The 26,871-nt window shown below is 48.4% G+C and carries 26 protein-coding genes; 13 read left to right on the forward strand and 13 right to left on the reverse strand.

Annotation, left to right across the window (positions count from 1 at the left end):
* Positions 1-376: 376 nt before the first annotated feature.
* Both WG89_RS25325 and WG89_RS25330 read right to left on the reverse strand, forming a co-directional pair.
* Positions 377-910, reverse strand: a complete 534-nt coding sequence (locus tag WG89_RS25325) for a gamma carbonic anhydrase family protein (RefSeq protein WP_062270464.1) — start codon at positions 908-910, stop codon at positions 377-379.
* Complete coding sequence (locus WG89_RS25330) at positions 907-1,584, reverse strand: CoA pyrophosphatase (RefSeq protein WP_079254044.1); 678 nt, start codon at positions 1,582-1,584, stop codon at positions 907-909. Before WG89_RS25330 ends, WG89_RS25325 begins: the two co-directional genes overlap by 4 nt.
* A gap of 406 nt (positions 1,585-1,990) precedes the next feature.
* On the opposite strand from WG89_RS25330, the gene WG89_RS25335 reads away from it, so the two are divergent.
* The gene (locus WG89_RS25335) at positions 1,991-2,542 is read left to right on the forward strand and encodes an NUDIX hydrolase (protein ID WP_062270483.1); all 552 of its coding nucleotides are present in this window, start codon (positions 1,991-1,993) and stop codon (positions 2,540-2,542) included.
* A gap of 29 nt (positions 2,543-2,571) precedes the next feature.
* On the opposite strand, the gene WG89_RS25340 is transcribed toward WG89_RS25335, so the two are convergent.
* Positions 2,572-3,423: a methylenetetrahydrofolate reductase gene (locus WG89_RS25340; protein WP_062270465.1), complete on the reverse strand. Its 852-nt coding sequence runs from the start codon at positions 3,421-3,423 to the stop codon at positions 2,572-2,574.
* A 26-nt stretch (positions 3,424-3,449) separates the two neighbouring features.
* Positions 3,450-3,668 carry an efflux RND transporter permease subunit gene (locus WG89_RS30690; RefSeq protein ID WP_153301822.1) on the reverse strand — a complete coding sequence of 73 codons (219 nt, stop codon included), beginning with the start codon at positions 3,666-3,668 and terminating at the stop codon, positions 3,450-3,452.
* Positions 3,669-3,877: 209 nt separating this feature from the next.
* Between WG89_RS30690 and WG89_RS25350 the strand changes: the two genes are divergently transcribed.
* The gene (locus WG89_RS25350) at positions 3,878-5,584 is read left to right on the forward strand and encodes an SWIM zinc finger family protein (RefSeq protein ID WP_062270467.1); all 1,707 of its coding nucleotides are present in this window, start codon (positions 3,878-3,880) and stop codon (positions 5,582-5,584) included.
* 2 nt (positions 5,585-5,586) lie between these two features.
* On the opposite strand, the gene WG89_RS25355 is transcribed toward WG89_RS25350, so the two are convergent.
* Both WG89_RS25355 and WG89_RS25360 read right to left on the reverse strand, forming a co-directional pair.
* Entirely contained in the window at positions 5,587-5,898 is a 312-nt protein-coding gene (locus WG89_RS25355; protein ID WP_062270468.1) for a YqfO family protein, read from the reverse strand.
* Between the two features lie 2 nt (positions 5,899-5,900).
* Positions 5,901-7,103: a 1-acyl-sn-glycerol-3-phosphate acyltransferase gene (locus WG89_RS25360; protein ID WP_245662982.1), complete on the reverse strand. Its 1,203-nt coding sequence runs from the start codon at positions 7,101-7,103 to the stop codon at positions 5,901-5,903.
* A 338-nt stretch (positions 7,104-7,441) separates the two neighbouring features.
* Here WG89_RS25360 and WG89_RS25365 point away from each other — a divergent pair, with 338 nt between their 5' ends.
* The 3 genes from WG89_RS25365 to WG89_RS25375 all read left to right on the forward strand — a co-directional run bounded on the left by WG89_RS25365 (position 7,442) and on the right by WG89_RS25375 (position 9,014).
* The gene (locus WG89_RS25365) at positions 7,442-8,008 is read left to right on the forward strand and encodes a tetratricopeptide repeat protein (protein WP_062270469.1); all 567 of its coding nucleotides are present in this window, start codon (positions 7,442-7,444) and stop codon (positions 8,006-8,008) included.
* Positions 8,009-8,097: 89 nt separating this feature from the next.
* Positions 8,098-8,346 (forward strand): putative signal transducing protein, encoded by a 249-nt coding sequence (locus WG89_RS25370; RefSeq protein ID WP_062270470.1) that lies wholly within the window; start codon positions 8,098-8,100, stop codon positions 8,344-8,346.
* Positions 8,347-8,348: 2 nt separating this feature from the next.
* A complete protein-coding gene (locus WG89_RS25375; protein ID WP_062270471.1) occupies positions 8,349-9,014 on the forward strand; it encodes an SOS response-associated peptidase in 666 nt (221 codons plus the stop codon).
* Between the two features lie 263 nt (positions 9,015-9,277).
* On the opposite strand, the gene WG89_RS25380 is transcribed toward WG89_RS25375, so the two are convergent.
* The 3 genes from WG89_RS25380 to WG89_RS25390 form a co-directional block, all read right to left on the reverse strand.
* Positions 9,278-11,848, reverse strand: a complete 2,571-nt coding sequence (locus WG89_RS25380; protein ID WP_062270472.1) for a TRAP transporter permease — start codon at positions 11,846-11,848, stop codon at positions 9,278-9,280.
* Positions 11,849-12,039: 191 nt separating this feature from the next.
* Positions 12,040-13,032, reverse strand: coding sequence for a TAXI family TRAP transporter solute-binding subunit (locus tag WG89_RS25385; protein WP_079254045.1), 993 nt, complete (start codon positions 13,030-13,032; stop codon positions 12,040-12,042).
* 477 nt (positions 13,033-13,509) lie between these two features.
* Entirely contained in the window at positions 13,510-14,619 is a 1,110-nt protein-coding gene (locus WG89_RS25390) for a hypothetical protein (protein ID WP_062270473.1), read from the reverse strand.
* A 204-nt stretch (positions 14,620-14,823) separates the two neighbouring features.
* On the opposite strand from WG89_RS25390, the gene WG89_RS29705 reads away from it, so the two are divergent.
* On the forward strand, positions 14,824-14,991 hold the full coding sequence (locus WG89_RS29705; protein WP_079254046.1) for a DUF3012 domain-containing protein: 168 nt from the start codon (positions 14,824-14,826) through the stop codon (positions 14,989-14,991).
* A 227-nt stretch (positions 14,992-15,218) separates the two neighbouring features.
* On the opposite strand, the gene WG89_RS25395 is transcribed toward WG89_RS29705, so the two are convergent.
* On the reverse strand, positions 15,219-15,716 hold the full coding sequence (locus WG89_RS25395; protein WP_062270474.1) for a YchJ family protein: 498 nt from the start codon (positions 15,714-15,716) through the stop codon (positions 15,219-15,221).
* 70 nt (positions 15,717-15,786) lie between these two features.
* Between WG89_RS25395 and WG89_RS25400 the strand changes: the two genes are divergently transcribed.
* Complete coding sequence (locus tag WG89_RS25400) at positions 15,787-16,071, forward strand: DUF1145 domain-containing protein (RefSeq protein WP_062270475.1); 285 nt, start codon at positions 15,787-15,789, stop codon at positions 16,069-16,071.
* Entirely contained in the window at positions 16,052-18,214 is a 2,163-nt protein-coding gene (gene dinG / locus WG89_RS25405; RefSeq protein ID WP_062270476.1) for an ATP-dependent DNA helicase DinG, read from the forward strand. Before WG89_RS25400 ends, dinG begins: the two co-directional genes overlap by 20 nt.
* A gap of 65 nt (positions 18,215-18,279) precedes the next feature.
* On the opposite strand, the gene WG89_RS25410 is transcribed toward dinG, so the two are convergent.
* The 3 genes from WG89_RS25410 to WG89_RS25420 form a co-directional block, all read right to left on the reverse strand.
* Positions 18,280-18,774, reverse strand: coding sequence for a hypothetical protein (locus WG89_RS25410; protein WP_153301820.1), 495 nt, complete (start codon positions 18,772-18,774; stop codon positions 18,280-18,282).
* A 91-nt stretch (positions 18,775-18,865) separates the two neighbouring features.
* The gene (locus WG89_RS25415) at positions 18,866-19,429 is read right to left on the reverse strand and encodes a hypothetical protein (protein ID WP_062270478.1); all 564 of its coding nucleotides are present in this window, start codon (positions 19,427-19,429) and stop codon (positions 18,866-18,868) included.
* 125 nt (positions 19,430-19,554) lie between these two features.
* Positions 19,555-19,794 carry a hypothetical protein gene (locus tag WG89_RS25420; RefSeq protein WP_062270479.1) on the reverse strand — a complete coding sequence of 80 codons (240 nt, stop codon included), beginning with the start codon at positions 19,792-19,794 and terminating at the stop codon, positions 19,555-19,557.
* A gap of 230 nt (positions 19,795-20,024) precedes the next feature.
* Here WG89_RS25420 and WG89_RS25425 point away from each other — a divergent pair, with 230 nt between their 5' ends.
* From WG89_RS25425 to WG89_RS29710, 5 genes are all read left to right on the forward strand, one after another.
* On the forward strand, positions 20,025-22,547 hold the full coding sequence (locus WG89_RS25425; protein ID WP_062270480.1) for a hypothetical protein: 2,523 nt from the start codon (positions 20,025-20,027) through the stop codon (positions 22,545-22,547).
* Between the two features lie 261 nt (positions 22,548-22,808).
* A protein-coding gene (prfB, locus tag WG89_RS25430) for a peptide chain release factor 2 (protein WP_153301821.1) occupies positions 22,809-23,907 on the forward strand; the annotation gives its coding sequence in 2 pieces (ribosomal slippage) (positions 22,809-22,883 and positions 22,885-23,907; 1,098 coding nt in all).
* Between the two features lie 73 nt (positions 23,908-23,980).
* On the forward strand, positions 23,981-25,474 hold the full coding sequence (gene lysS, locus WG89_RS25435; protein ID WP_062270482.1) for a lysine--tRNA ligase: 1,494 nt from the start codon (positions 23,981-23,983) through the stop codon (positions 25,472-25,474).
* A 222-nt stretch (positions 25,475-25,696) separates the two neighbouring features.
* Complete coding sequence (locus WG89_RS25440; protein ID WP_245662983.1) at positions 25,697-26,431, forward strand: TetR/AcrR family transcriptional regulator; 735 nt, start codon at positions 25,697-25,699, stop codon at positions 26,429-26,431.
* A gap of 296 nt (positions 26,432-26,727) precedes the next feature.
* Positions 26,728-26,871: transposase (locus tag WG89_RS29710; protein WP_172806915.1), on the forward strand; the 144-nt coding region annotated here is incomplete at its 3' end.

Raw genomic sequence — 26,871 nt, forward strand, 5'->3', positions numbered from 1 at the left:
AAATGTCTAACCATTGCGAAGACACATCAATACCAATGAAGTTAAGTATTGTTTCCATAACGGTCACCTAGATCTAATCTTCATACGGGGGGGGGTGACCACAAGCTGGCGTTAGCTTGCAAAAATTGTCTACCGTAAGGTAGGAGTGCTCCTAATCGTCGCTCATGCTTGTGGGTGGGGATTTCTCAGTCAGTCTGTCCGAAAGGCAGTAAGCAGTCGATGCCCCTCACCCCCGCCTCTAACCTTATACAAATAATTAGAGACAGGTTAAACATACAAGCTTGTCGAAGGGTAGTGGTGTTGGACTTCGACAGGCTCAGCCCGAACGGGTTTTGAGAGGGTTTCAACAAGGAGGCTATTTCAGGGCTTTTCCTAATTACTGAAAGCGCTTATCCACTGCCAGATGCTCATTGAAATACGAAGAGTTCATCACGTATTGCAGAGCAGCCTGTTCCAGCTGTTTTCTTTTCTCGGCATCCAGTGTTTTGACCACCTTGCCAGGGGAGCCCATCACCACTGATCCGTCAGGAATGACGGTGTTCTCAGTAATCAGAGCATTGGCGCCAATAATGCAGTGTTTACCAATTTGTGCACCATTAAGTACCACGGCGTTAATGCCAATCAGGGAGTGGTCACCAATGGTGCAGCCATGAACCATGGCCTTGTGGCCAACGGTAATGCCTTTCCCCATATTGATAGGAAAACCCGGGTCAGCATGTAAAACAGCTCCGTCCTGAATATTACTCTCTTCACCAATGGTGATGGATTCATGATCTGCGCGAATGACCGCATTGAACCAGACACTGGTCTTGTTTTTAAGATGAACGGAGCCAATCAGGGTGGCATTGTCGGCGATAAAATGTTCATTCCCTTCCAGGGTGATCTGTCGATCCTTCAGTGTATAAATCATTGACTGGCCGTTTTATTTCTTTGTGTGGGTTTCGGTTGTCGGGTTTCAGATTTATATCGTGTCAGAGGGTAACTGTGGCTGACATGAAATTGCGGGGCATCCAGTGGAATTTTGGTGTTCATTCCCACATTCAGAAATTCGACCAGCATGATGGCGGTCAACCCCCAGATCAGATACTCGCCGTATTGATACGAGGGCATGGAGTAGTTTTTATCGTTCATACTCCAGTGATCAAACTGGAGATTTTCCTGATCTGTAAAAAAGTCGATCGGCACGGTAAAGATACGGTCCAGTTCTTCCGCATTGGCATTGAGCGTTAAGCCTTCAGGTACTGAACCTATGATTGGAATCACTTTGATGCCGAATCTCGATATAACCGGCCCCATACTGCCAAGTACATCCACTGAAGAAGGGCTAAGGTCTATCTCTTCGTGGGATTCTCTCAGGGCGGTATGAATCAGGTCCCGGTCGTCCTCTTCACGTTTGCCACCGGGAAAGGCGACTTCGCCACTGTGTTTGTTCAGGTGAGAAGCTCTTCGGGTAAGGATAACGTCGGTGGCATACCCCTGATGATTGGTGACAAGTGGTACCAATACAGCGGCTTCGGGCAGGCGTGTGTCTATAGTTCTAGGCTGGTGGTTGCGGAGTCTTTGTTCAATTTCTGTAATCAACATATAACAAGCGAATCTCTGGCTTCCAAGGCGTCATTTGAAAATCAGAAATAAGATGACGATGAAAAAGGGCGCCGTTGGAAATTATTATTATTGGCCCTGGGTGCCAGTGAGCAGAAAACAGGCTATGACTCACCAGGGTCTGTTTTTTTCGGACTCTGAAATGATCATAACACAGATATTTTTTACTGCATGGTCAGTCCGGTAAGAAATGGTATGCATTTTGTACTCCAGTCATGGGCTATCTGAGAATATTCAGTAAACGTTAATAGGATTAACAATTAATTTTACGTTTTAAGGGGGAAGCGGCTATAAAAAATGAACGTTTTAACAAGCTGTTATTGAAGTGACTTCAGATAATAATCAGGTTAAGGTGAAAGAAAGATTTTCATAGTTAGAAGGAATGACAGTGAATTTCTGCAGTGATTGCGGTTCTAAGGTCAGTAAAAAAATCCCTGAGGGCGATAACCGGCTGCGTGATGTTTGTGACAACTGTGGCAAAGTTCACTACCAAAACCCGTTAATCGTCGCAGGCTGCCTGCCTGTGCATGACGGCAAGGTTCTGCTCTGCAAACGTTCCATTGAGCCTCGTAAAGGGTATTGGACTTTGCCCGGTGGTTTTATGGAGCTGGGAGAAACGCTGGAGCAGGGGGCTCTTCGAGAAACCATGGAAGAAGCCGGGGCCGAAGTCACCATTCAGTCACTGTATACACTGTTCAATATTCTCCATGTTGGCCAACTCTCGGTGTTTTTTCTCGCACACCTTGAAAAACCGGTGTTCAGTGCCGGAGAAGAGAGCGAAGAAGTGGCTCTGTTCAGTGAGGAAGAGATCCCCTGGGATCAGTTGGCTTTTAATACCATCAGCCGCACACTCCGCCATTACTTTAATGACCGTCAGGTTGGTGACTTTCCTCAACGCATGGAAGATATTATTCTTCCGGGTCGTAAAGTAGCGTCCTGAAAGTCACCTTTTCATCTTCAGCCTGGGTTTTAACATTCACCAGAAGACAGGTGTTGTTTTGCCCATTGCGCTGAACCGTTTAAATTGCCCATGGGGTAAATATGCAGGTGAACACCGGTTAAGCCTTTTTGCTGGATCCCCTCCTGCAGCGCCGTTACAAAAGACTCTGGTCCGACCGGAGCCAGTAGTGAAGTAACCTTCCAGCCGAATTGTTTTAACATGCCTAAAGAAGTACTGACCCGACATTGTTTGGCGAATTTTAACAGGCCGGTCAATGTTGTAGGTCCTGGAATCCCCACACGTACCGGAGCATTAATACCATCGCGGCGAATTTGCTCAATCCAGCGAATAACCGCTTCTGCGTCGAACGCCAGCTGAGTGGTGATTTCGACTTTAAACCCTCGTTCAGTTAATGCCTGGTATTTGCGGATCAGATAATCTTCCAGTACTTCATCGGGTATATGAGGATTTCCCTGGGGATAACCGGCAATACCAACCGTTTGGATATCAAACGACTGCAAACGATCACAGACTATGACTTCCAGAGAGTCTGAGAAGGGGCCTTGTGGTTTGGCGGGATCACCACCAACCACAAAAACACGGTCGATATCTGCGACCTTTTTCGCTTCGCTGATATAAGTCTCCAGGGTGTTGGCTGAATCCAGCCGCCGGGAAGATATAATCGGCATCGGGTTCAGCTGATTAGCTGCCAGAGCCTCAACGGCTGCCAGACGTTGTTCCAGAGTTTCACTGCCGAGATAGGCAATTTTAACTTCTGTACCGGCAGCCAGCTCGGTTCTTGCAAGCGCAACGGCTGCAGCCTCTCTGGCGATGATTTCCAGAGAATAATCGGCTAGTAAATGACAATCGGACATATTCATTGGATGTTGATACTACTCTGAGTGGTTCAAGCAGGCTGCTTCATTTCGCTCATCTGAGATTCCAACTGTCTTGTAATGTGCTCTGGCGACTGGGTTTTCCTGCAGAGTAAAGCGTACATGACAGGTACAACAATCAAGGTCAACAAGCTCGATAGCAAAGTGCCGAAAAATACCACAACACCAATGCTGAAACGAGACTCAGATCCTGCACTATTGGAAAGAGATCGAGGTTTTGCCTTGTATATTTTTCAAAAGTAAGGGGCGATCTCTTCTTATTCCATAAACTGTGAGCAACGCTTAAGGCAAATGATTGTCGTAGAGGCATTGGATAGATTAAGCTTGTGGAAGTTTCCGGAAGCCAGTTTAAGAGATTCATATTCAAGGTTGTAACGGACACTGTGGGATCCCATCGGGTACATCCATTCTGAGTGCTATTTTACCAGGTTGACACAGCGTGAATGACAGGCCGGAAATTACCGATCAGCAGTTAGTGAAACTGGCAGGCGAAAAGGCTTTTTCCCGGGGAAAGGCATACTACCAGGAAGGCAGGGTAGGTGAGCTGACTATCCAGGGGCAGCGGGCCTCGGCTGATGTTGAGGGTAATCAGACCTATAAGGTCAATCTGGTTTATACCCAGAGCGCGCTTGATGGCAGTTGTGACTGTCCTGCTTCTGACGGCATTGATTTTTGCAAGCACTGTGTCGCCGTGGCCATGGTTCTGCGAGAGAAGGTTTCTGTCCCCCAGGTCAAAAAAGGGGCTCAGTCTGCCGATGTACTGGAAGCTTACCTTTTGCAGATGCCAAAAGAAGAGCTGGTAGGGCATCTGGTTGAAATGATAGACAGTAGTCGTGCTATTCGAGAGGAGTGGCTGCTCAAGGCTGAGACTTCTCTGGGCATAATGGATCGGAAAACCATCCGTAAACGAATAACTGCAACCATTCCCTACAATCGTCATTACTTTCGATATGGTCAGGTCAGGCAGTATTTTGCCAACATAGAATATGTATTCTCCACCTTGTCTCTGCCATTAAAAAAGCTGGCTGCTACCGATCAGATGGAACTGTTGGATTATGCTATGTCCCGAATCGTGAGGGCACTGGAGACAGTAGATGACTCCGGAGGTTTCAGGTTTGAAGCCATAGCTCAGATACAACGACTCTATGCTGAGGCTTTTGGTGCCTTGAGCTGGTCTGAAGCGTTGAAAGCCCAGCATCTGATCGAGCTGCTTCTACAGGATGAAGAAGAGTGGCACGGCCGTATTCCGGATGATTTTAGCGATTTCATGACTGCCGAGTGTCTGGACGCTTTTTTAGAGATCGCACAAATTCGTTGGGATGAGTTGCCCAGGCTGAAAAGTGACAGCTGGCGGGATCGCTTGAGCTATGATCGTTTGCTTAGAGTTCTGGAAGTCGTACCCAGGCAGGAAAATGACTATAAGACTTTGATCCAGCTGTACAAAAAGATAGCCAGAACCGAAGACGAGTATCTGGTCATCGCCCGCTGCTATATGAAGCTGGGGGAATACGAGCAGACTCAAAACTATCTTGATCGGGCCCGTCAGAACAGTCGCTTCAGTGAGTCAGCTGAAATTCATGAACTGCAGCAGGCATTGTTGGTTAAGACTGGACGAAGTTCAGAAGCACTTCAGGATGTCTGGGAGCAGTTTACAGAGTCACCGACACTGGCAACTTATGAGCACCTGAAAGAGCTGTCGGATGAGCTCAAAAGTGATGAAGACTGGCGACAGAAAGCCCTGGACTGGATGAATGAGCGTCTGGTTAATACCGGCGGCTACCTTCATTATCGAGTGCTCAATACATTGACGTTGACGTATTTATCCGAGTCGGATCTTGAGTCTGCCTGGCTTTTGGTCAGTGATGCGAGTATTGATGTCACAATGCTTTATGAATTGCGTAAACATTATCGGGAAGACGGTGAGCGCTCTCGAGTGATTTATGAAAAGCTGGTTCAGTCCTCTATAGAGCAGAAGTCGAACAAGGGTTACAAAGAAGCGGTTGAACTACTGGTGGAGTGTCAAAAGATATTATCTGACCAGGGACAGCAAAAGGTATTTGCTCAACTGTTGGGTGATATAAGGGAGCAACACAAAGCTAAGAAGAACTTGATGGCCTATATGAGTGAGGCATTTCCTGCACAGTAAATTCAGGAAATGCGAATCGGCCAGGTTTCGAAAGCGGGTTCTTCGTAAGGGTGTGCTGCCTTGAGTGCCGCCAGAGCGGCATCCAGATACTCATCTGCACAGATCATCTCGACCTTATACTCATCCACCTTTTCGACTTCTCCCTGCCTGCCAAGAAACGGGTCGCTGCCATCCAGAGGACGGAACTGACCCTGGCCTGCTGTTTGCCAGCAACAACTGTCGTAATTTTCGTAGCGGCCAGCCCCCGCAGCAAATACAGCACTCTTTACTGTATCCAGATGGCTGTGGGGGACAAAAAAGCAGAGTTTATACATGGTCAGTGGCCTTTGAGGCGAAAGTAATTAATGACCGGGTTAGCGTACATTTTCAGGAACCAGTGTTGGTGATCTTCCGGGCACTGGGCCAACCTGTTATTAAATTCTTTGATTTTACTGTCACGGGATTCTTCAGGACAGAAGCGCTCAAACAGAGCTTCCAGTGACTGATCTGTAACTTCAGGGAATTCAGAACGAATCCGGTCGAAAGCAATCAGGTTGGAGGCGAACAAATGATAGTTCTGGTGAACCTGACGGTCTACTTCTTCCACCACCTGATTGGCATTTTCGTATTCTTCTGTTAAAGGTGTGCCAAAAGAAACGTGGACTCTGCCTTTGAACCCTTCAATACCGGTGACAATGCTCTGCATGTCCTCACCTTCAAACTTTTCGTAATTCCCGTGTTTTTCCGTTTCATAAAGTTCTTTGGCTTTAGCGGTATCACAGGGATCGTATTCGTAGGCAATAGACACCGGAACCATGTTCATGGAGCGAATGCTGTCGGCAAATGAGGTGTCCGCCGCTTTTCGACTCATATGAAACATTTTAATAATGGCGGAGTCGGTTTTGTCGTCACCGTCTTTGGCCCGGCCTTCACTTTGAGCAATCCACACCGGGTGGCCTGAATCAATAGAGTGGTGGATATAGGCAGACAGCGTCTGGTAAGCCCTGAGCTTTTCCCTTCGTCCTTCCACTGAGCGCTTTACGATGAAGCTTTTGTTCAGGCGCATCAGGTCACTGACAAAGGGGCGCTGCAGAAGGTTGTCGCCAATGGCAATACGAACAGTTTCCATGCCATGCCGGTAGACAGCAAGATTGACAAAGGCCGGATCCATAACAATATCCCTGTGGTTGGACAGGAACAGATGGGCCTGACTTTTATCCAGTTTGTCCAAGCCTGAGAAACTGATGCCCGCAGTGCTGCCTTCAATTACCCGGGTCAGGTAAGGCTCAATCACCTGCTGAAGGCCTTCAATATTATGAATGTCCTTCAGTTTGTAACGAAGTCCCATGGAAGTCAGCCAGCCGGCAAGACCACTGAGATAGCCGGGAACACGGGGATACTGGTGGTGCACCAGTGCCTGGATAAGTTCACGGTCATGCAACAGGCGTTCCAGAGCCGGTCTTACTTCATGGTCGTGATAGGGTCGGATTTCTTCAAAGCGTTCCATCTGTTCCGGGATATTGCCTTTCATAACAGTCATGTGTGAAAGCGTCTCAAAGCCTCAGTAGTGCTGTCACATAAATGATGCAAAACTTTCACAGTTAATTAAACCGTTGATTATATAGGCATTACTTTTAAGGGTCTGTAGCCGGGATGTGGCACTTTGTAACGGTTTACGATGAAAGTGAAGTTTAAGACAAATGTATAAATTTTTGTTTATGTCGATTTAACATTTTTCCTTACTCTTCCGGGCTCATACCCTGCAGTATTCGCACCCATGAGTGTGTATACTCACCGCCTGTAAATACAACGCTCTTATTGATCGTTACAAAAATGATATGAAGAGCAGCTGACTGCTCAAGTGGCTAGAGGTGGTAGATGTCATTGAACAAAAAATGCCAGGGGGGGCTACTGGCTATCACATTACTGTTTTCCCTGAGTGGCTGGGCTGTGGATTTTGCCAGTCTGGTGAAACAGGCAAAGACAGGTGATCAACAGGCTATGCTCCAGGCGGGCAGTCTGCTGGTAACGGGCAAGCACAAGCCCGAGCAGTCAGGTCAGACAGAGTCTTTGCTGACACCGCTGGTTAAAGCGGGCAATGTAAAAGCGGAGTTGTTGCTGGGCAAAGCCTATCGTGACGGTCTGGGTGGCGTGTCCAAAGACCCTAAAAAAGGCTTTGAACTGATTGAGCTGGCTGCTGGCCGTCAGGGCAAGAGCCCGGAGGCACAGTTTGAACTGGGTAAATCTTATTTTAAAGGTGCCGGGACGGATCGAAATCTGATTGCTGCTTATATGTGGACTTCCCTGAGTCTGGAAGATTCTGAAGGTGACTTTATCCCTGAAGCGCGCAAGCAGAAGCAGCAATTATCAGAGCTTCTGAACAGTGCCCAGAGAGCCAAAGCCAACGAGCTGGTCAGTCAGATCAAAACGGTCTATCTGAAGTAATGGTAATAGCAGGCCCTGGCATCATTTGTCACAAGTGAATATAAATGTTAGGGCTTTCTTAACGACGATGGTTATGTTTTTATTAAGTCATGATCAAGATATTCAGTCCCGAAAATCCTCTTGAGGCCCAATGTCTCAAGGATGTGCTCCAGAGTCATGGCATTGTCTGTCATTTAGGGGGCAGTTACCTGACCGGTGCGATTGGCGAATTACCTGCTGCCGGCCTGCTGGGTCTGTATGTGGAAGATGTGGACGCCGGCCTGGCTAAAGAGTTGATCGAGGAGTACCTCAAGGCTTCACCCATTCTGGAAGACACTACCGACACAAGGGAAGACTAGCCATGTGTGGTCGATACACCTTGATGGCCGACCAGATCGATCTTGGCTGGTTGGGTATCCGCAAGCCTGAAGCCAATATCCCCTCCTATAATGTTGCGCCTGGTGAGCAGGTGCTCATTGTCAGAAATAACTCAAAAGGTAAACCAGAAACGACTCGGGTAAAGTGGGGGCTTGTGCCTGCCTGGCTCAATGATTTTTCCCGAGCGCAGATTAATGCAAGGGCTGAAACGGCTGCAGAAAAGCCTATGTTTCGCGATGCAATAAAAGAGCGGCGTTGTTTGATTCTGGCAGACGGCTGGTTCGATTGGCAGAAGATACAGGGCAGAAGTCAGCCCTGGTTTATACGTCCAAAGTCGGGTGGCTTGTGTCTGTTGGCAGGTGTCTGGGAGAGTTACCCGGTTGATGACCAGCTCAGTTATGATTCCTGTGCCATTCTTACCCGACCCGCTCTGGGAGAGTTAACGCCCCTGACGGAAAGAATGCCTCTTGTTCTTGGCATGAAACAAGCTGTCGACTGGCTGGAAGAGGGGTACGAAAAGGTTCTGGAAACAACGGTCAGAGCTCAGACCTGTGGGAATGCCCTGTCATTCTATAAGGTGGGTAGAAAGGTGAATCATGTTTCAAACAAAGGCGCTGACTGCGTTAAGAAACTGACATCAAATTTTTGATGGAACTGTTTTTAGGTATAGTCCTGAAAAAGACTCTTTGTTGAAAACCACTCAAAACCCGCTCGGGCTGAGCCTGTCGAAGCCCCATACCAATACCCTTCGACAAGCTCAGGGTGAACGGAGTTCATGTGTAAATCAGGAAGTTATTTTAAGGCAAATTCTTGCTGTAAAAATATTATTCCAGCTTTCCATCTCTAAATTGTTTCATTGAACTTAGAGTATCCAGGAAGACCGCAAGGGTCTTCCGGATTTCATAAGAGTCGTTAAGCGACTGGGTGAGCCAGCTCTCTCCGACGTTTTCTCTGACCCAGGAAGATCAGTCCCAGTAACAGCAGGGCAGGAATCCAGATTAACTCTCGAGGCAGGCGTTCAGCAGGCACTTCCAGAGTATCGAGTTTCCAGTCAAAGTCGATACCGGCTTTCTCAGCTGGGCTGTCAAAGCCGACCATATCAACGACCAGCTGGTCTTCATTCTCGATGACTTCCAGGCCCATTTCTCTGAGTCTTTCAGTGCCTTCACTCAGGCTGCCTGCTGGAAGAATGGCCAGTTTGCTGACTATTCTGCCTTCCAGATTTTCACCGGAAACCCAGAGGCGGGCTTCACTGTTTTCTGGCAGAGTTTCCACACCTTGAACAATTTCAGTGCCTTTGAACGTTTCATAGGCCGGGAACATGCGATCCCAGAAAAAGCCGGGGCGGAACAGGGCAAAAGCAATCAGCAGTAGTGCCGCGGTTTCGTACCAACGGGTCTTGGTCAGCCAGTAGCCTTGTGTCGCGGTAGCAAACACCAGCATTGCTATGGTGGCACTGACTACCACCAAAGCCAGTTGCAGTGGACTTTCGACACCGATCAGCAGCAGTTCAGTATTGAAAATGAACATGAACGGCAAAACTGCTGTACGAATATCGTAGGTAAAGCCCTGAATACCGGTTTTAATCGGATCGGATTGCGCTATCGCTGATGCGGCAAAAGCTGCCAGACCCACAGGTGGAGTGTCGTCAGCGAGAATACCAAAGTAAAAGACGAACAGGTGGACCGCAATCAGTGGCACGATCAGACCGGACTGTGCGCCCAGAGTGACAATAACCGGAGCCATCAATGTGGAAACCACAATATAGTTGGCCGTGGTCGGCAGACCCATACCCAGTACCAGACAGATGATAGCGGTAAAGATCAGCATGATTATGATGTTGCCGCCGGAAACCCATTCGACAAATTCAGTCATTACCAGACCAATACCGGTCAATGTCACTGCGCCAACAACAATACCTGCAGTGGCGGTAGCAACACCGATACCGATCATGTTTCTTGCGCCAGAGGACAGGCCGTCCATCAGGTCACGGAAACCTTCACCTTTATCAATGACGTTCTTGCGGAACCATTGGATCATGGCTTTGTGGGTCAGGGTAATGAAAATCATCACTACCGTTGACCAGAAAGCAGACAGGCCCGGAGAGAAGCGCTCAACAGTCAGGCACCAGAGCAGAATCACCAGTGGTAACAGGAAGTAGAGACCACGCTTCAGGGTAGGACCCGGCTCTGGAGTATGGCTCAGTGTTTCCTCGGAGTCTTCGGGCAGGTCCGGTTGTGATGACGCCAGTTTAACCAGCAGGACATAACTGGTCAGTAATGCTGCAATGATAATGGCTGGTGCAAAGTCACCCATGTAATCCCGTGTCCAGCCAATGCCGTAGTATACGACAGCACCCATAGCACAGAGACCGGCAAAGGTTCCGGTAAACGACATCAGGGCCTGAATGGCTGTTCGGGTCTTGCGTCTTGGCAGACCTTCCATACCTGCTTTCACCGCTTCAAGGTGAACAATGTAGAACAGGGCAATGTAAGAGATCAGGGCGGGCAATAAGGCTGCACGGATGACTTCCAGATAGGAAATGCCGACATACTCTACCATCAGGAAAGCTGCAGCACCCATGATAGGCGGTGTGAGCTGACCATTAGTGGAAGCAGCTACCTCAATAGCTCCAGCCTTGTGAGCAGGGAAGCCGACTCTTCTCATCAATGGAATGGTAAAGGTGCCGGTGGTTACAACGTTGGCAATGGAAGAGCCTGACACTACACCACTGAGGCCTGAAGAGACTACAGCCGCCTTGGCAGGGCCTCCTTTCAAATGACCCAGCAGGGAGAAGGCCACCTGTATGAAATAGTTACCGGCTCCGGCGCGTTCCAGCATGGCTCCGAACAGAACAAACAGGAAGACAAAGTTGGTGGATACCCCGATGGCTACACCGAATACACCTTCCGTAGTAATCCAGAAATGCGACAGTGCTTTATTAAGGCTGGCACCTTTGTGGGCTATCACATCAGGCATATAAGGACCGCCAAAGGTGTAGGCCAGGAAAACAATGGCTACGATCATCAAGGGCGGTCCAAGAGCGCGGCGAGTGGCTTCAAGCAGCAAAATCATGCCTGTGCCTGCCGTGATCAGGTCCATAGTGGTGGGCGCACCGGCACGACGAGCCAGCTCAGTACTGAAAATGTAGAGATAGGCAGCGCTGAGGCTGGCGGCTATAGCCAGTATCCAGTCCAGGGCAGGAATACGGTCTCTGGGAGACAGTTTTCTGGCAGGAAAAACCAGAAACGTTAACAGCAGGGCAAAGGCAAGATGAATAGCCCGCGCCTGGGTATCATTGAAAATCCCTGTTTTGAAAATAAACGGCAGTGGTGAAGCGTACCAGAGCTGGAACAGGGACCAGCAGAGTGTAATGGCAATAATGAGACGACCGGCCAGTCCCGCCGGGGATCTGGCTCCCTGGTCAGATTGCTGAACCAGAGCCTGCGCCTCTTTTTCCTGAGAGGGTGAAACGGCTTCCATAGATTTACTTCCTGACAGATTACACGTCCTGTGTAGTTAAAATGATTTTTTGCGATGCTGAACCAGCAAAGAATCAACTCGGGAAAAAACGACAGGACAGCGAAATGCTGTCCTGTGTAGCATCGCCTGACTTATATGAGCTCATGGCTGTTTAGTCAGGTCGATGGTCTTTCAGTATTTGAAGCTGAGGCTTATTTGCTGGTCAGCAGGCCTGCTTCTTCAAAGTACTTCTTGGCACCGTTATGCAGAGGAGCGGACAGGCCATCGCTGATCATCTCTTCTTTTTTCAGGTTGGCAAACGCTGGATGCAGCTTTTTGAAGGTGTCGAGGTTTTCAAACACGGACTTGGTAATGTTGTATACCGCTTCATCGTTGATGTCAGCAGAAGAAACGAAGGTCGCAGCAACACCGAAAGTCTTGGTGTCCTTGTCGTTGCCCTGATACATGCCGCCAGGAATGGTGGCAGAACGGTAGTAAGGATTGTCAGCGATCAACTTTTCAACCTTGTCTCCGGTTACGTTAACCAGAACAGTTTCACAGGAAGAAGTGGCTTCTTTCAGGGAGCCACTTGGGTGACCGGCAGTGAATACGAAAGCGTCGATTTTGTTGTCGCACAGGGCTTTGGCCTGCTCAGCGGACTTCAGCTCGGAAGTCAGGGAGAAGGTGGCTTTGGTCCAGCCGTAAACATCCATCAGCTGTTCCATAGTGCCACGCTGGCCAGAACCTGGGTTACCAATGTTAACGCGCTTACCTTTCAGATCTTCAAAATTAACGATCTTGGCGTCTTTACGGGCAACAATGGTGAAAGCTTCTGGGTGGATAGAGAAAACAGCACGCAGTTTTTTGTCCGCTCCCTGATCCTTGAACTCGGCGCTGGTGCCATTGTAGGCGTTGTACTGCCAGTCAGACTGAACGATACCCATGTCCAGCTCACCGGAACGGATTGTGTTCAGGTTGTAAACAGAACCACCGGTGCTTTCTACGGAGCAGCGGATACCGTGGTCTTTACGATCGCGGTTAACCAGGCGGCAGATTGCACCACCGGTAGGGTAATAAACACCTGTTACGCCACCGGTACCAATGGTGACAAACTGTTGCTGTGCAGTAGCCGCGGTTGCAGCAGAAGTGGCAGCCGCCAGGCCAGCCCCCATAACGGCCATACCCAGTTTCTTCAGAACAGACATGCTTTGCGCTCCTCGATATAAAAGGAAATGCCGCCTTGCTGATTTAGAGTTTTTATCAGAGTCGGCATTCCAAGCTTTTGGCTATTTTTTGGTTATTTATGGCCACTGTGCTCCCACGCATGATTGACAGTGCATGGGTAGAGAGTGGCTCCTGATTATTTGAAAACGTCGCCTGTATGAATCCGGCGTTGTTTCACTCTAACCCTGACCGGGCTTATTCTCACCCGGCAGATATCTGTCTTGAGACTTATATCTAACTGTTTAGATGTGATGACCCGTAATACTATTAGATTATTACAGTATTTTTAAAGAGGTTTTTTGATATACGTCAATACCGTTTCGGCTGATACCTATCAAATGAAGGTTGTTACTGGCGTGAGGTTGGGATAGAAGAGCATGGTTTCATGCAATCCTTTGCAGGCCAGTCCGGTGATGATTGGGATATCCGGACTGGGTAGTTTACTCAATCTGAGCTTTTTAACGTCTTTGGGTAGGCTGTCGTGAAGAGGTCATTGCCATTCTGATCCTCTTGGCTTCAGTGTCTGTGATGTAATTCAGAAATGAAATCAGGTCAGAAGGGTTATTTACCAAATGAGTGAGGGTGTTTGAAGTAGCATCAATCTGGCTCATGGTTGGAGGGAAATTCAGGTGTTCGTTCGCCCATTGTGTGGGGCCTCCACTGAAATTGACAGTAGTTGCTATCCTGCCAATCCGCGAAGTATCACCTTGAAAGCTTTCCATCACGCTTTTCAGTTTTCCTTTATCTGACTCTTCTTCAAACACAGGTGGAGATGCAGGCTCTTGTCTTGTATTCCTTTGTTCTGGTGGCGGAGGAGGTTCCTGGCCTCCTGCCAGAGCCTGACCTGCCTTGTCCGGGGTGGTAGTTTCCCCTGAAGAGGTACAGCACCAGCAGCAAAGGGTTTTCCAAAAGCCTCTACCTGAAGACTGCTTGTTGCTTCGTTGAGCGTCTCTTGAGCTCCCAGTAGTGCACTGAAGCATGCCAGGAATAACAGCATTACCAAGCGTTGATGCTAAGTCTGTTAAAGGTTGGCCGTAGCGAATATTAAGGGTATAGAAGGTGTTTGGAATGGGGTTGGCCGGTGGCTGTTTCAGAAGTTCTGAATAGCTGGTTGTTTGTCCGTCTATCTCAAAGTGACTGCAGTGGGCTAGTGTTTGTTCCGGATCGATCAAGAATTTCCAGGTTTTCCGTTTTGCCGTACCTTTGAAAGTATACTGGATTTCACGTCCATCTTCGGTTACTGCAGATTTGCTGGGAACGAGATGAGCGATGGGAACTCGGGTACACAAGGTAAATTGACTCCCTTCGCCCTGCATCTCTATTGTCATCTGATCAATAGCAAACCAGCCCTGCCTGGAATCGGGCCAGACTCCGGTATCATTGAAGCTCTCTTGTGCTTTTTCGAACTGATTCCGGTCAAGTAACAGGTGTTGTTCAACTTGCGCATTTGAAAGACGACTGAATGAGTTTATGTTGGCATCCGACGGATTGATCGATTGCGTCAGTGTACTCTCTGCCAGAGCGATTGAAGCTGCTGTACCCAGGCATAAACCAAGTGCTTTTTGCATAGTGGAGATCCTCAAAACGTACTAAATATATGTAGTCTGTCGTTGAGTGATCATCAAACAGTATAGAAACTGGGCTTTAGTTTTTGCAGTGAGATAGCAAACAGAAATTCTAAAGCGAATGGCGTATTGAGATATGGAGCTCAGTGCGCTTGACGGCCAAAATATGCTAAGGTTTCGCGCCGGTCATTCAGAATGGAATTCCGTATGAAATACATCGCAGCAATCCCTCTTCTACTTTTGTCAGTGCTTCTTTCGGGTTGTGCGCCTGAAGTTGGCAGTGAAGAATGGTGCCAGGCACTGCAAGAAAAGCCGAAGGGGGACTGGAGCACCAATGATGCTACGGATTATGCCAAGCACTGCATCTTCAAATAATTTTTCCTGCTCCTAACAAAAAGACAGGCCTCAGGCACTACAGATTTGTTTGAAATAACTTCCCTGTTTTCACATGGATTCCGCTCACCCTGAGCTTGATGAAGGGTGGTGGTATTGGGCTTTGAAAAGCTTAGAACGAACGGGTTTTTCAGATAAGTCCTAAGTGATCCAGCAAGGCCTCTACTGTGGTTGCCATAGAATCTTTGTCTGTCAGTTACTTGTGTACTTCAGCCACAACACTTCTTATATTTTTTACCACTGCCACAAAGGCAGGGATCGTTTCTGCCTGGCAGTTTGGCGGGAATATCCGGATAAATAAAATACCAGCGACCCTGTTCCCTAATAAAATCCGAGTTTTCGTGGTGAGCTTCTTCCTGCCCTGTGGCCGGATTCAGGAACCAGGCTTTGAACTCAACCTTGCCTTTTGTATCCGCTATGCCACCCGATTCTGTACTGATAACGTCAAGGCGAGTCCATTGAGTGGTATCAGCACGTTTGTGAATGCCCGTTTTATCGACACCCTCTACCTGTCTTTGCCAGGTAGTGGCCAGCAGATACTCTGTATTCTTCAGAAAGTAGGCTGAAAACCGTGAGCGCATCAGGGCTTCTGCTGTGGGTGCTGCTTCTCCGGAGTGATAGCGGCCGCAGCAGGCCTGATACGATTGACCTGAACCACAGGGGCAGTGGTTTTCTTCCGATTTTTTCTCTGAACTGGTTTCTGTCATGGATTTCTACGAGCAGGAGTGAGCGGTTTTCGATAGAATATCATTTTACTCAAATTACAGGATCAGATACATGCGTCTTGGCAAAGCAGTGGTGGTTTTATTCTGGCTTGCAGCACTGTTGAATCTTTTTGTGCCCGTGGCTGAGCCCATGGGGACCGTGCTCAAGTGGGTCGCTCCGGCACTGTTACTCATGCATACGGTTGAGCACTTCTTCTTCAGTCGCCGCTTTGCTGCCATGGGGGCACCGCTGTCTATGAAAGATCGTTATATGATTCTCATCTTTGGTGGCTTTCATTTGATGTCCCTGATGAAAAAAATCCCAAACCAGCCGGTCGGTGATCAGCACAGTGCTTGAAGAGCCACAGAAAAAGAAAATCCAGAAGGCCTACAGTACGTTTCTGGAGAGCAAGAAGCTTAAAGCCCGGCCTGGTCAGAAACAGATGATTGCTGAGGTGGCTCGTTCTCTGGGTGACGTCAAAACCGACAGTGATGGGCGTCGAACTTCTGATCCTTCCGTTATTGTGGTTGAAGCGGGAACGGGTACGGGTAAAACGGTAGGTTACGTTCTGCCTGCTGTGGTGATGGCTCAGGCTGCCGACAAGCGGCTGGTGATCTCCACCGCCACAGTGACGCTTCAGGAACAGATTATTGGCAAGGATTTGCCCGATATCATTTTGAAAACCGGTCTCAAGTTTTCCTTCACTCTGGCCAAGGGAAGAGGGCGGTACGCATGTCTCAGTAAACTGGATCGCTTGCTTCAGGAAGAGCAGTCGACGGCTTCTCTGATGGATATGTTTGCTGGAGACGGTATTACCCTGGATCAGGATGAGACTTCTCTGAAGTTATACCAGAACATGTTGGAAGAGTTTGCTGCTTCCAAATGGGAGGGGGATCGTGACAGCTGGCCTGATGCCTTGGAAGATCAGCAGTGGCGGATGATAACCACTGACCATGCCCAGTGCAGCGGGCGTCGCTGTGGCTACTTTAATCAGTGCCCGTTCTACAAAGCCCGTGGTGATCTGGAGCAGGCCGATGTTGTGGTGACCAATCACGATTTGGTGCTGGCTGATCTGGCTTTGGGTGGGGGTGCCATTCTGCCGGATCCAAAAGATACGGTTTATGTGTTTGACGAAGGTCATCACCTGCCTGATAAGGCTATTGATCATTTTGCCTGCCATTCCAGGGTAAAAGGCACAGCCAGCTGGCTGGAAAAAGCCAGTAAATACCTCCAGAAAACCCTGTTCCAGAATGCTCTGCCGGGTGAACTGGGAGAACGGTTGGAAAAGTTGATGCCCGAGTTTGATGATCTGGTCAATGCTCTGGGTCATACCCGAACACTCTTGCATGGCATCGCTACGTTTGAACCCCGAATTCAGGGTGATATGACGGTAGCTGTTTATCGTTTTCCTGAGGGTAAGGTGCCTGAGGAAGTGCGACAACAGGCAGAAATATTGAAAGTCGGATTCAGCAAATGCAGTGGCATGGTTGAAAAGGTGGCCAAGGAACTGAATGATGCTATGGATGGTGATGTGCCAGGTATCGATCGTTGGCAGGCCGAACAGTTGTATCCTGAAATCGGTGCCATGCAGATGCGACTGGAAAGCCAGTTTCAGTTGTGGCTGACCTACACCATGAAAGACCCTGAGGGCGAACCACCCAGTGCCCGATGGTTGAAATGGAGTGAAGGGCTATTTGGCGAAGAACTGGAGGTCTTCAGTAGTCCGATACTCTCTTCCGCAACACTCTGGCAGACGCTCTGGAATCCTGGATACGCTTCCATAGTGACTTCTGCAACCTTAACGGCTCTAGGTAACTTTAACCGTTTCCGTATGCGTTCCGGTGTGCCTTCTGAATCCCGTTGTGTCGTTGTTCCCAGTCCTTTCCAGCACAGTCTGGCTGCTCAGCTGGTGGTGCCGGATATGTTGTCTGATCCACGGCAGAGCGAAGAACACACAGATGAGATCGTTGAACTGTTGCCTAACCTGATGTCCGGTCAAAAAGGCACATTGGTGCTTTTTTCATCCCGAAAGCAGATGAAAGACGTACATTGTGGTCTGGATGATGATTGGCGAAAGAAGATTCTTTTGCAGGACGATTATTCCCGTCAGGAGCTTTTAAAACTTCATCGCAAGAATATAGATGACGGCAAGGACAGTATTCTTTTTGGACTGGCCAGTCTGGCAGAAGGGATTGACCTTCCGGGTGAGTACTGTGAACACGTGATTATTGCCAAGATACCTTTTGCTGTGCCTGATGATCCTGTCGAGTCCGCTTTGTCAGAATGGCTTGAGGCCCAGGGTCGAAATCCGTTTATGGAAATAACCGTTCCGGATGCGGCTATTAAACTGGTACAGGCTTGTGGTCGTTTGTTAAGAACGGAGCAGGATACCGGTCAGATCACCTTACTGGATCGCAGAGTTGTTACGGCAAGATATGGTCGTATGATTCTAGATTCTTTACCGCCATTCAGAAGAGCCATAGAGCACGCAGTGCTCTGATGGCTTAATCCTGTTTGAAAAAAGTCATATCTCATGCAGGACGGTATGACTTTTTAGTCTGCTGATCAGAAGAGTCCGGGCTTTGGTGTTTGTGCACCGGTTTTGGCGGTTCTGTACATGATGCACTTGAAGCGCGTGGCTCTTTGTTTGTCATGATCAATGGTCGGGTAGGGCGCAATCAGGGTGTAATAGTCAGGATCAATATACTCCTTGATATTGTCCAGGCAGGTTGCCCGTTCCACCCCCGGCACTTCTTTAGGACAGAGTTTCCTCCTGCCGTAATGGTCCAGCCCACACGTTAAATCACTAAAACTGGGCTCTTCTGGCAGGGTAAGTTCTGTTCCATTGGCTCCAGTGATCAGCAATCGGGTCTGATCTGTTGCTTGAATCGATGTAGCATCCTCCAAGCCCGTAAACAGATAGTTTGGGTTGTAGACAGAGTCAGAGAATGTGCTGATATTGGCGTTGTCGATGAGTAATCCGTCCAGGTGATACTCATATTGAAGAACGTAATCTATCTGTTTTGCATGGTATGAGAAAATGCTGGACAGGTTCTGCATAATATAAACCTGTGCCATCTTTAGCGGGCATTGTTCAGGATCAAAACTCTCAGGTGAGCAGCTGTGATAAGTCCGCAATGAAGGGTAGAGTTCAACAAGGTTTTGTTTTGATGGTATGAACAGCCACTCTTCGCTGGGCGTCGTCAATAGAGTTCCAGAACCAGCCAAACCAGCCATTAAACGGCTCTTTTTCTGGCAAGCGTTCTTCTACCGTTTTCCAGTTGTCACCTTCAAACCAGAAAGGCAGGTCAGTTCGATAATCCATCTCCAGAGAACCATTGTTTATCGGATTCACCAGGGCTGGGTTTACAGGCGATAGCACTATAGTACTGTCTGTCTGATCAATGCCTTCATATTGGCAGTAAAATTGATGGAAGAAACGCTCTACAGGTTCCTTTGGGTTGGTAATCAGAAAATGCGCGGTGGAGAAACGGAATCTTTTTCCGGCTGCAGCTTCATCTTTCTGCTCTTCTTCATTTTGAGAAGCCAGCCTTTGCCAGTGTGAAGGCATTCCCTTTGTTAAAGGGGCTTCCCACTTATGAGTTTTGTCATTGAGATAAAGGTTTTCGGCAGAGGGGCAAATAAAACTGTCAGCCAATAGTAAACGGGCACTTAATAGGGTTGCCAACGTTAGAATTCTTGAGACTTGATTCATGTCTTCGCTTTTCCTGCTACAACATTGAAATATTTATTCATCAGGGAAAGAGAGTAGTTGCTTCTGCTGTCTATGCGGGTCCATGACAGCAGAAGCCAGATCGGATACCGGTTTTTGGTTCGATCTTACTTTCGTCCAGCTTCGCCTCTGTCTGAAAGCAGTTCAAAGCGCTTGTTTTCTTCAGTAGAAGACTCTTCTTCAGTAGTGGTGTCTTCGTTCTCAGCCACCAGGTTCTGAAGGTCAATGACCATTTCGCTTTTAGTGCTTTCTTCCTGCTTCTGATCTTCTTCATCAGCGAAGCCGGTCAGGGTCACAGCAGTCAGGGGAAGGATCAGGGCTAATGCGGTCAGTTTCTGTTTGATCATGGTGTAAACCTCTTGGTTGTTTCGTTCTCATGTCAGGGGCTTTGACTCAGTTGTAGGAAAAATGTTCCCCGAAGGTGCTTCACACACTGATATATAGCTCTCTGTAGCAATGTGAGCAGTGGGTTAGTTCCCATAGAGGTATAAGGAACTTTTAAGGGCATAACGAGTCAGAATGGGCAGTGATTTATTAATTTTGGACTTTAGTTCAGCTCAAGGAAGGAGAGCCGTCTATGGAAGGGCGTGGAAAGTATGGCGATGTGAGACCGAAAGCCTGGGACATTCTGAGTAAAGAGTACCCTGTGAGAAAGTCCTCATCCACTTCGGAAGAATCTGGCGCGTCATTCAAAGGACTGATGGTCAGAAAAAAGTCCAGTTCTCCTGAGATGAAGCTGGTGCCATACAGCGAAGGCCCGAGAAGGAGTCTCAGGCAGTCTGTCATTGAAAAAACAGCTCAAATTCCTACCGCTTCTACAGTCCCTTCCCTGGGTAGTCAGGCGGGCAGCTATGTTCCTGCCGCTTTTGACCCTGTGTTTCGACAGTCCTGGGATGACTGCACGTTCCGCTATAAACTTCCTGAAGTGCCTCAGCCTGATCCTTCCAGAGCAACCTATGACGGTGATGAGCTCTCCCAGAGTGACAGCGATAATCTTACTGAGCTTCAGGAGGCCTGCAAAGGTGGCGTTGATGCCCTTAAGGAAGTGATATCTGGCGAAAGCCATCTTTATGAATGGTTGATCTTCAAGGCCAGAAGTATCGAGAAAATGTTCACTGCAGGTAAAAATGTTAAAAAAGCAGAAAAATGGGCCAGTACTCTTGATGAGGCTTGTCAGGGCAGCCCCTTTAACTGGAGACAACTGCCATTGGCCGTGAATTACGCGTATTCCATTGAGAGTAAATGTAAGAATATTTTTCCTGGTGATGCTCTGGAGAAGAAGCGGCTTAGAAGAGAGCCCGTGATCATGTTTTTCCCTCCCTGGGTGGAGAAAAGCTTCAGGGATATGCCTTTGAGTACCATTTACAGCCGTTATTGGTCGATCAGAAACAGCCTGGGTCACAAGGATGAAGCATTCCACTTTACCGGCCCTGACTTTGTTAAAAGCTACCCGAATATGCACAGCTGGCTCGTCGCTTTTTTGAATGCTTCGCCTCAAGAGTTGGAGAAGCAAGGATTATCTGAACTGGAGGCCGAGGCCTTTAAATACCTTCTGGATCAGACAGATGCAGGGGTTAATGTTGTAAAAGGCAAACCTCAATGGCATTGGCAGGATGCAGTGCTAGCCGAGGGAGGAGAGCAGCATCAGGTATCCGGCGATATAACAGCTTTCATTCAATCGCAGGATCACCTTGCCGATCTTGATAAGCCTGCACCATCCAGGCCTGCAGAGCCCTTGTCCGAATGTGATAGCGATGTTTCGCCTAAAAAAGCCAAAAGAACCAAACCCAAGAAAATCAGTGTCGACCCTCTTTCAGCGGATCTCGGTGAGCATGTTCACGTGGGGCTGCCGGAAACACGAAAGAGAAGGTTTGTGGAACGAGAAGGTGTAATGGACTGGGATGCGGTCACTAAATCCATGATCACTTCCGATGATTCAGGGCCCATGAAAAAGTGCAAACTCTCAGTGAAGTCATCCGAGCCTGTTGATGTGGAAGTGGATCTGAAAGCAGAGGGTATACCATTGATGGTTTTCCTTGATCTGCCAGAGGAGATGCTCGCAAAGATCCCACCAGGGAAAGGGCTTGATACTGATGATGAAATGGAAGTACAGCCTTCTGAAACGGAAACACTCGTTGAAGTGCCTGCTAAACCAGTGGCTACACAACCACTTTTAACCCCTACGGGAGGGGGCTGGCTGCCTTTTGTTGGAGAGCAGGATGAAGGGTGGAGTGTTGACAGTGATGATGAAGATACGTTGCAGGGTGATAAAGGCTCCGAATCCGGTTTTCAGGCCGATGATGAAGCCGGTTCGGTCAGCACAAAGCCTGAGACGGTTGTGGCTGCAGAGCCGGAGAAAAAGGGTCTGTCCCCTAAGCTATCAGTCGAGGTCGAAAGTGAAACAGAGGATATGGAGGTTCAGAATGAACGAGAATCAGTGTTAGAACCTCTGTTGGAAAGATTACTGGCGAGCTCTAAATCATCGGATGATTTTGAGGTGGGGCAATTGACTGACGGGCTGCCAGTGATGCCAGATATCATACTTGATGAACATTTTTTAAAAATAACTCGATCCTATAAAGGCCTTGAAGACTTTTGTACTTATTTCTCTATGGATGAAATTATATTGAGGACTCCGCTAAAGTCTTTTAAAAACTGGGTAAGAGGTTTACTGGGGGAGTTTTTATCCGGTTTGAAAACTGAGAGCAACGCCAGGCGGGAATGGAAAAAGGCGAAACCTTCTGTTAAATCCAGGCTGCAAGGTGAATATGGGACCATAGTTTTTAAAAATGATAAATTGTTGGACGATCATGCAGATGGGCTGAGGGCTATTTCTAGCTCTTTCAGGGAACGGTTGGGCGATCTGGAAAGTCACGTAGCCTCCAAAGTGTCCGGATACCTTGATTCCGATAATGTATCGGTAAAAATGGTAGAGAAGTTTACTGAGCTGGTTGATGATATAAATTCAGCGTATGAGGTTATTAGCGACTTTGAGGAAATTCTGCAGATAATGCAGGACTCAGAAGATGATAAAGAGAGAAGAGCGGCATGTCAGGCCCTCAAAAAAATTGACTTCAGCGTCCTGGATGGCTTGATCTAGTTTTCCAAAAATACTGGCTGCTTTCTGATCCTCAGCAGGCAGCTTTTACTTCTATAAGATTCCAAGACCCACGCTGATCAGGTACAATGATCGGCTATTTTTTATTGTGGAAATATTCCCTTCCTCTCATTGCCCAAAGAAAGCCATACGAGTCTGTTCCTGATCCGGGAGCAGTATCCTTGTTCATGGTGAATAGCGGCAGTTAGAGTCATATTTCCCGATTTTTCATCGAACACACTGAACGATACTGAGCGATAAGTCATGCTTGAAGTAAACCCTATCAAGGAGCGTATTAAAGATCTTACAGCGCGTACTGACGTGCTTAGGGGGTATCTTTGACTACGCTCACAAAAGCGAGCGTCTGCAGGAAGTAGAGCGAGAGCTGGAAGATCCGGATGTCTGGAATGAGCCGGAACGGGCCCAGGCTCTGGGTAAAGAACGTTCTACCCTGGAAGGCATTGTCTCCACCATTGATCTGATGACTTCAGGTCTGGAAGATTCCAGTGAACTGCTGGAAATGTCTGTGGAAGAGCAGGATGAAGACGGTGTTGCTGGCGTTGTTGAAGAGCTGGACCAGCTGAGCGAAAAGCTGGAAGAGCTTGAGTTCCGTCGTATGTTTTCCAATGAGATGGATCCCAATAACGCTTACCTGGATATCCAGTCTGGCTCCGGTGGTACTGAAGCCCAGGACTGGGCCAACATGCTGCTGCGGATGTATCTTCGCTGGGGTGAGCAGAAAGGCTTCAAGACAGAAATCATTGAAGTCTCTGCCGGTGAAGTCGCGGGTATCAAGTCGGCAACCGTTCAGTTTACGGGCGAATACGCTTTTGGCTGGTTGAGAACCGAAACCGGTGTTCATCGTTTGGTACGAAAGTCTCCATTTGACTCGGGCAACCGTCGTCACACCTCTTTTTCTTCTGTCTTTGTCTCTCCCGAGATCGACGACAATGTTGAGATTGAGATCAATCCGGCAGATCTGAGAATCGACACTTACCGTTCCAGTGGTGCGGGTGGTCAGCACGTAAACACCACCGACTCCGCTGTGCGTATTACCCACGAACCTTCCGGTATTGTGGTTCAGTGTCAGAACCAGCGGTCACAGCATCAAAACAAGGACAAGGCCATGCAGCAGCTGAAAGCGAAGCTGTATGAGCTGGAGATGCAGAAACGTACCGCAGATGCCCAGGCTTTGGAAGATTCCAAGTCAGATATCGGCTGGGGCAGCCAGATTCGTTCCTACGTACTGGATGATTCCCGGATCAAGGATCTGAGAACCAGCGTGGAAACCCGTAATACCCAGGCCGTTCTGGATGGTGATCTCGATAAGTTTATCGAAGCCAGCCTGAAAAAGGGTCTTTGAAAGTTTAGCTAACAGTAGGGAGTTAACAGTCACTGTAAACTCCCAGCCCCCAAGGGGGCGAACTGGAGAAAATATGTCTGAAGAACAGATCGTAGATGCCCAGGAAGAGAACCGGCTGGTGGCTCTTCGTCGCGAGAAGCTCACTGCTATTCGTTCTGAGCGGGTGGCTTTCCCTAACCAGTTCCGTCGTGACTCTCTGGCGGCTGATCTGCAGAAAGAATTTGCCCAGGCCAGCAAGGAAGAGCTGCTGGAAAAGGGTAAACGGGTCAAGGTGGCTGGCCGTATCATGCTGAACCGTGGCGCGTTCATGGAAATTCAGGACATGTCCGGTCGCATCCAGGTTTACGTGAACCGCAAGGTACTGGACAAAGCCATTCTGAAAGAAGCCAAAACCTGGGATCTCGGTGACATCATTGGTGCTGAAGGTACCCTGCAGCGTTCCGGTAAAGGTGACCTGTATGTGGATATGGAGCAGGTCCAGCTGCTGACCAAGTCCCTGCGTCCACTGCCTGAGAAGCACAAGGGTCTGACCGATACTGAAATGCGCTACCGCCAGCGTTATGTTGATCTGATTACCCGTGAAGAATCCCGTGAAGCGTTCCGCATTCGCTCACGCATCGTTCAGGTGATTCGTGACTACTTCCATGAACAGGACTATATGGAAGTGGAAACCCCGATGCTGCAGGTGATTCCCGGTGGCGCAACCGCTCGTCCGTTTGTGACTCACCATAATGCACTGGACATCGACATGTTCCTGCGTATCGCTCCGGAACTTTATCTGAAGCGTCTGGTGGTGGGTGGTTTTGAACGTGTGTTCGAAATTAACCGGAACTTCCGTAACGAAGGATTGTCTACACGTCACAACCCTGAATTCACAATGATTGAGTTCTACCAGGCTTACGCAGATTACGTCGACATGATGAATCACACGGAAGCCCTGTTCAAACGTCTGGCCAAGGACGTGACCGGTGGAACCACTGTGACTTACCAGGGTAACGAGATCGATTTCGGCAAGCCTTTTGTGCGTATGTCGGTATTCGATTCTATACTGCACTTCAATCCGGATCTTGAGGCTGCTGATATCGATAACATTGATTCAGCTTCACAGGTTGCGGAAAAGCTGGGTATCGAGGTCAAGGGTACCTGGGGTCTGGGCAAGATTCAGATCGAGATATTTGAGGAAACCGTTGAGCACCGTCTGATGGATCCGACATTCATTACCGAATACCCAACAGAGATCTCCCCTCTGGCTCGTCGTAATGATGACAATCCATTCATTTCCGACCGCTTCGAATTCTTTGTGGGCGGCCGTGAAATCGCCAATGGTTTCTCCGAGTTGAACGACGCTGAAGACCAGGCTGAGCGTTTCCGCCAGCAGGTCGAAGAAAAAGACGCTGGTGATGATGAAGCCATGCATTACGATGCCGACTACATCAACGCTCTGGAGTATGGTTTGCCGCCAACAGCGGGCGAGGGTATTGGTATTGATCGTTTGGTCATGCTGTTTACCGACGCACCTTCTATCCGTGATGTACTGTTGTTCCCGCACATGCGGCCCCAGCAATAACATTCGATAGATGTTTCGGCAGACAGGTGTTCTGTCTGCCGGACTGCAGCTCAGCCTTCAGCGGCCATTGACCAAGCTTGTCGTAGCTCCACCGGAATCAATTCCAGTGAGTTTTCGTGAAGCTGAAGTACAAGAAATTGGCGCAATCGGACTTCGTCTCTTACCTTTAGAGATCGGATCAAGCGTCATAAGACTAACAGGCAACTGCAAGGCAATTTCCTCATGGAAGCAACATACAGCGAAGCAAGTAAACGCGTCCTATCGCAGATGGCCCAGAATGAAGGAGCAGCTCTCGGAAACGGAACTCTGAAATACCAGGGGCGTAAAACCAGCCGGGCTAATAGTGAGCAACGCCGCCGAACCATTCTGGAAGCCGCACTCCGTATTGTGATAAGAGATGGTGTGCGAGGTGTCAGACACCGTGCTGTGGCCAAAGAGGCCCAGGTGCCACTCTCTGCGACCACCTACTACTTCAAAGATATTTCCGATCTGATCACTGATACCTTCACACTCTTCGTGGAGATGGGTGCCGAAACTTTCAAGGCATTCTGGGAAGACTCTGATGATCAGCTGCAAAAAGCGCTGTCCCTGCTGGATGGCTCCCCGGACTCCAGAGATCAGTTTGTTGAACAGATGCTGGAACTGGCCGTGAATTATGTCACCAGCCAGCTGACAGAGCATCGTGATTACCTGATCGCAGAAAGGGCTTTCCAGCTGGAGTGCCTGAGAAATGAGAACCTGCGACCCATCGCGTTTAATCATCAGACCTACCTGCTGAACAGTCTGGTGTCTATTTTTAAACGTATTGGCTCCTCCCAGCCTGAAACCGATGCGCAGTTGTTTGCTTCTGTGATTCAGCAGGTTGAATACGAGGGACTGGTTCAGGAAGGTGATCTGGATATTACCCCACTGAGAGACAGACTGCGTCGTCAGATTGTTCTGATGTTCAAGCGCTGATCCTTTCTTCTTATATCGGTTCTTAAAAAATACCGCACATTTTCTGATCATGTCAGGTGTGCGGTTTTTTTTGTCTGGTGCTTTTAAAGACAGAATTCGAGTATGTGTTTATTACTAAATGGTTAACTTGTTAGAAAAGGCTTGGTTTTTTGTCGATTACTTTATTCAATAGGGTGATCAGTTTTTTAAAGTGGTTAATTAATTTAATTTTTAAATCTCTACGGGTCATATTCCCCGCAGCTTGCTGCGTTTCTGCGGCATTAGCCGCAGCATGAACTTGTGACTACATTTTGTGGATGGCTAAAAGTAGGTTCATCCACAAATCCCACAATGTCACTGTTCTTATGTATCACTTGGTCTGTCCAGCAAAGTATCGAAGAGTGGTCTTTAGCGATGAAGTAGACAAGACGTTGAAGGAGGTATGCTTGGCTATCTCAGAG

Source organism: Endozoicomonas arenosclerae, from assembly GCF_001562015.1.
In the GTDB taxonomy this organism is placed as follows: domain Bacteria; phylum Pseudomonadota; class Gammaproteobacteria; order Pseudomonadales; family Endozoicomonadaceae; genus Endozoicomonas_A; species Endozoicomonas_A arenosclerae.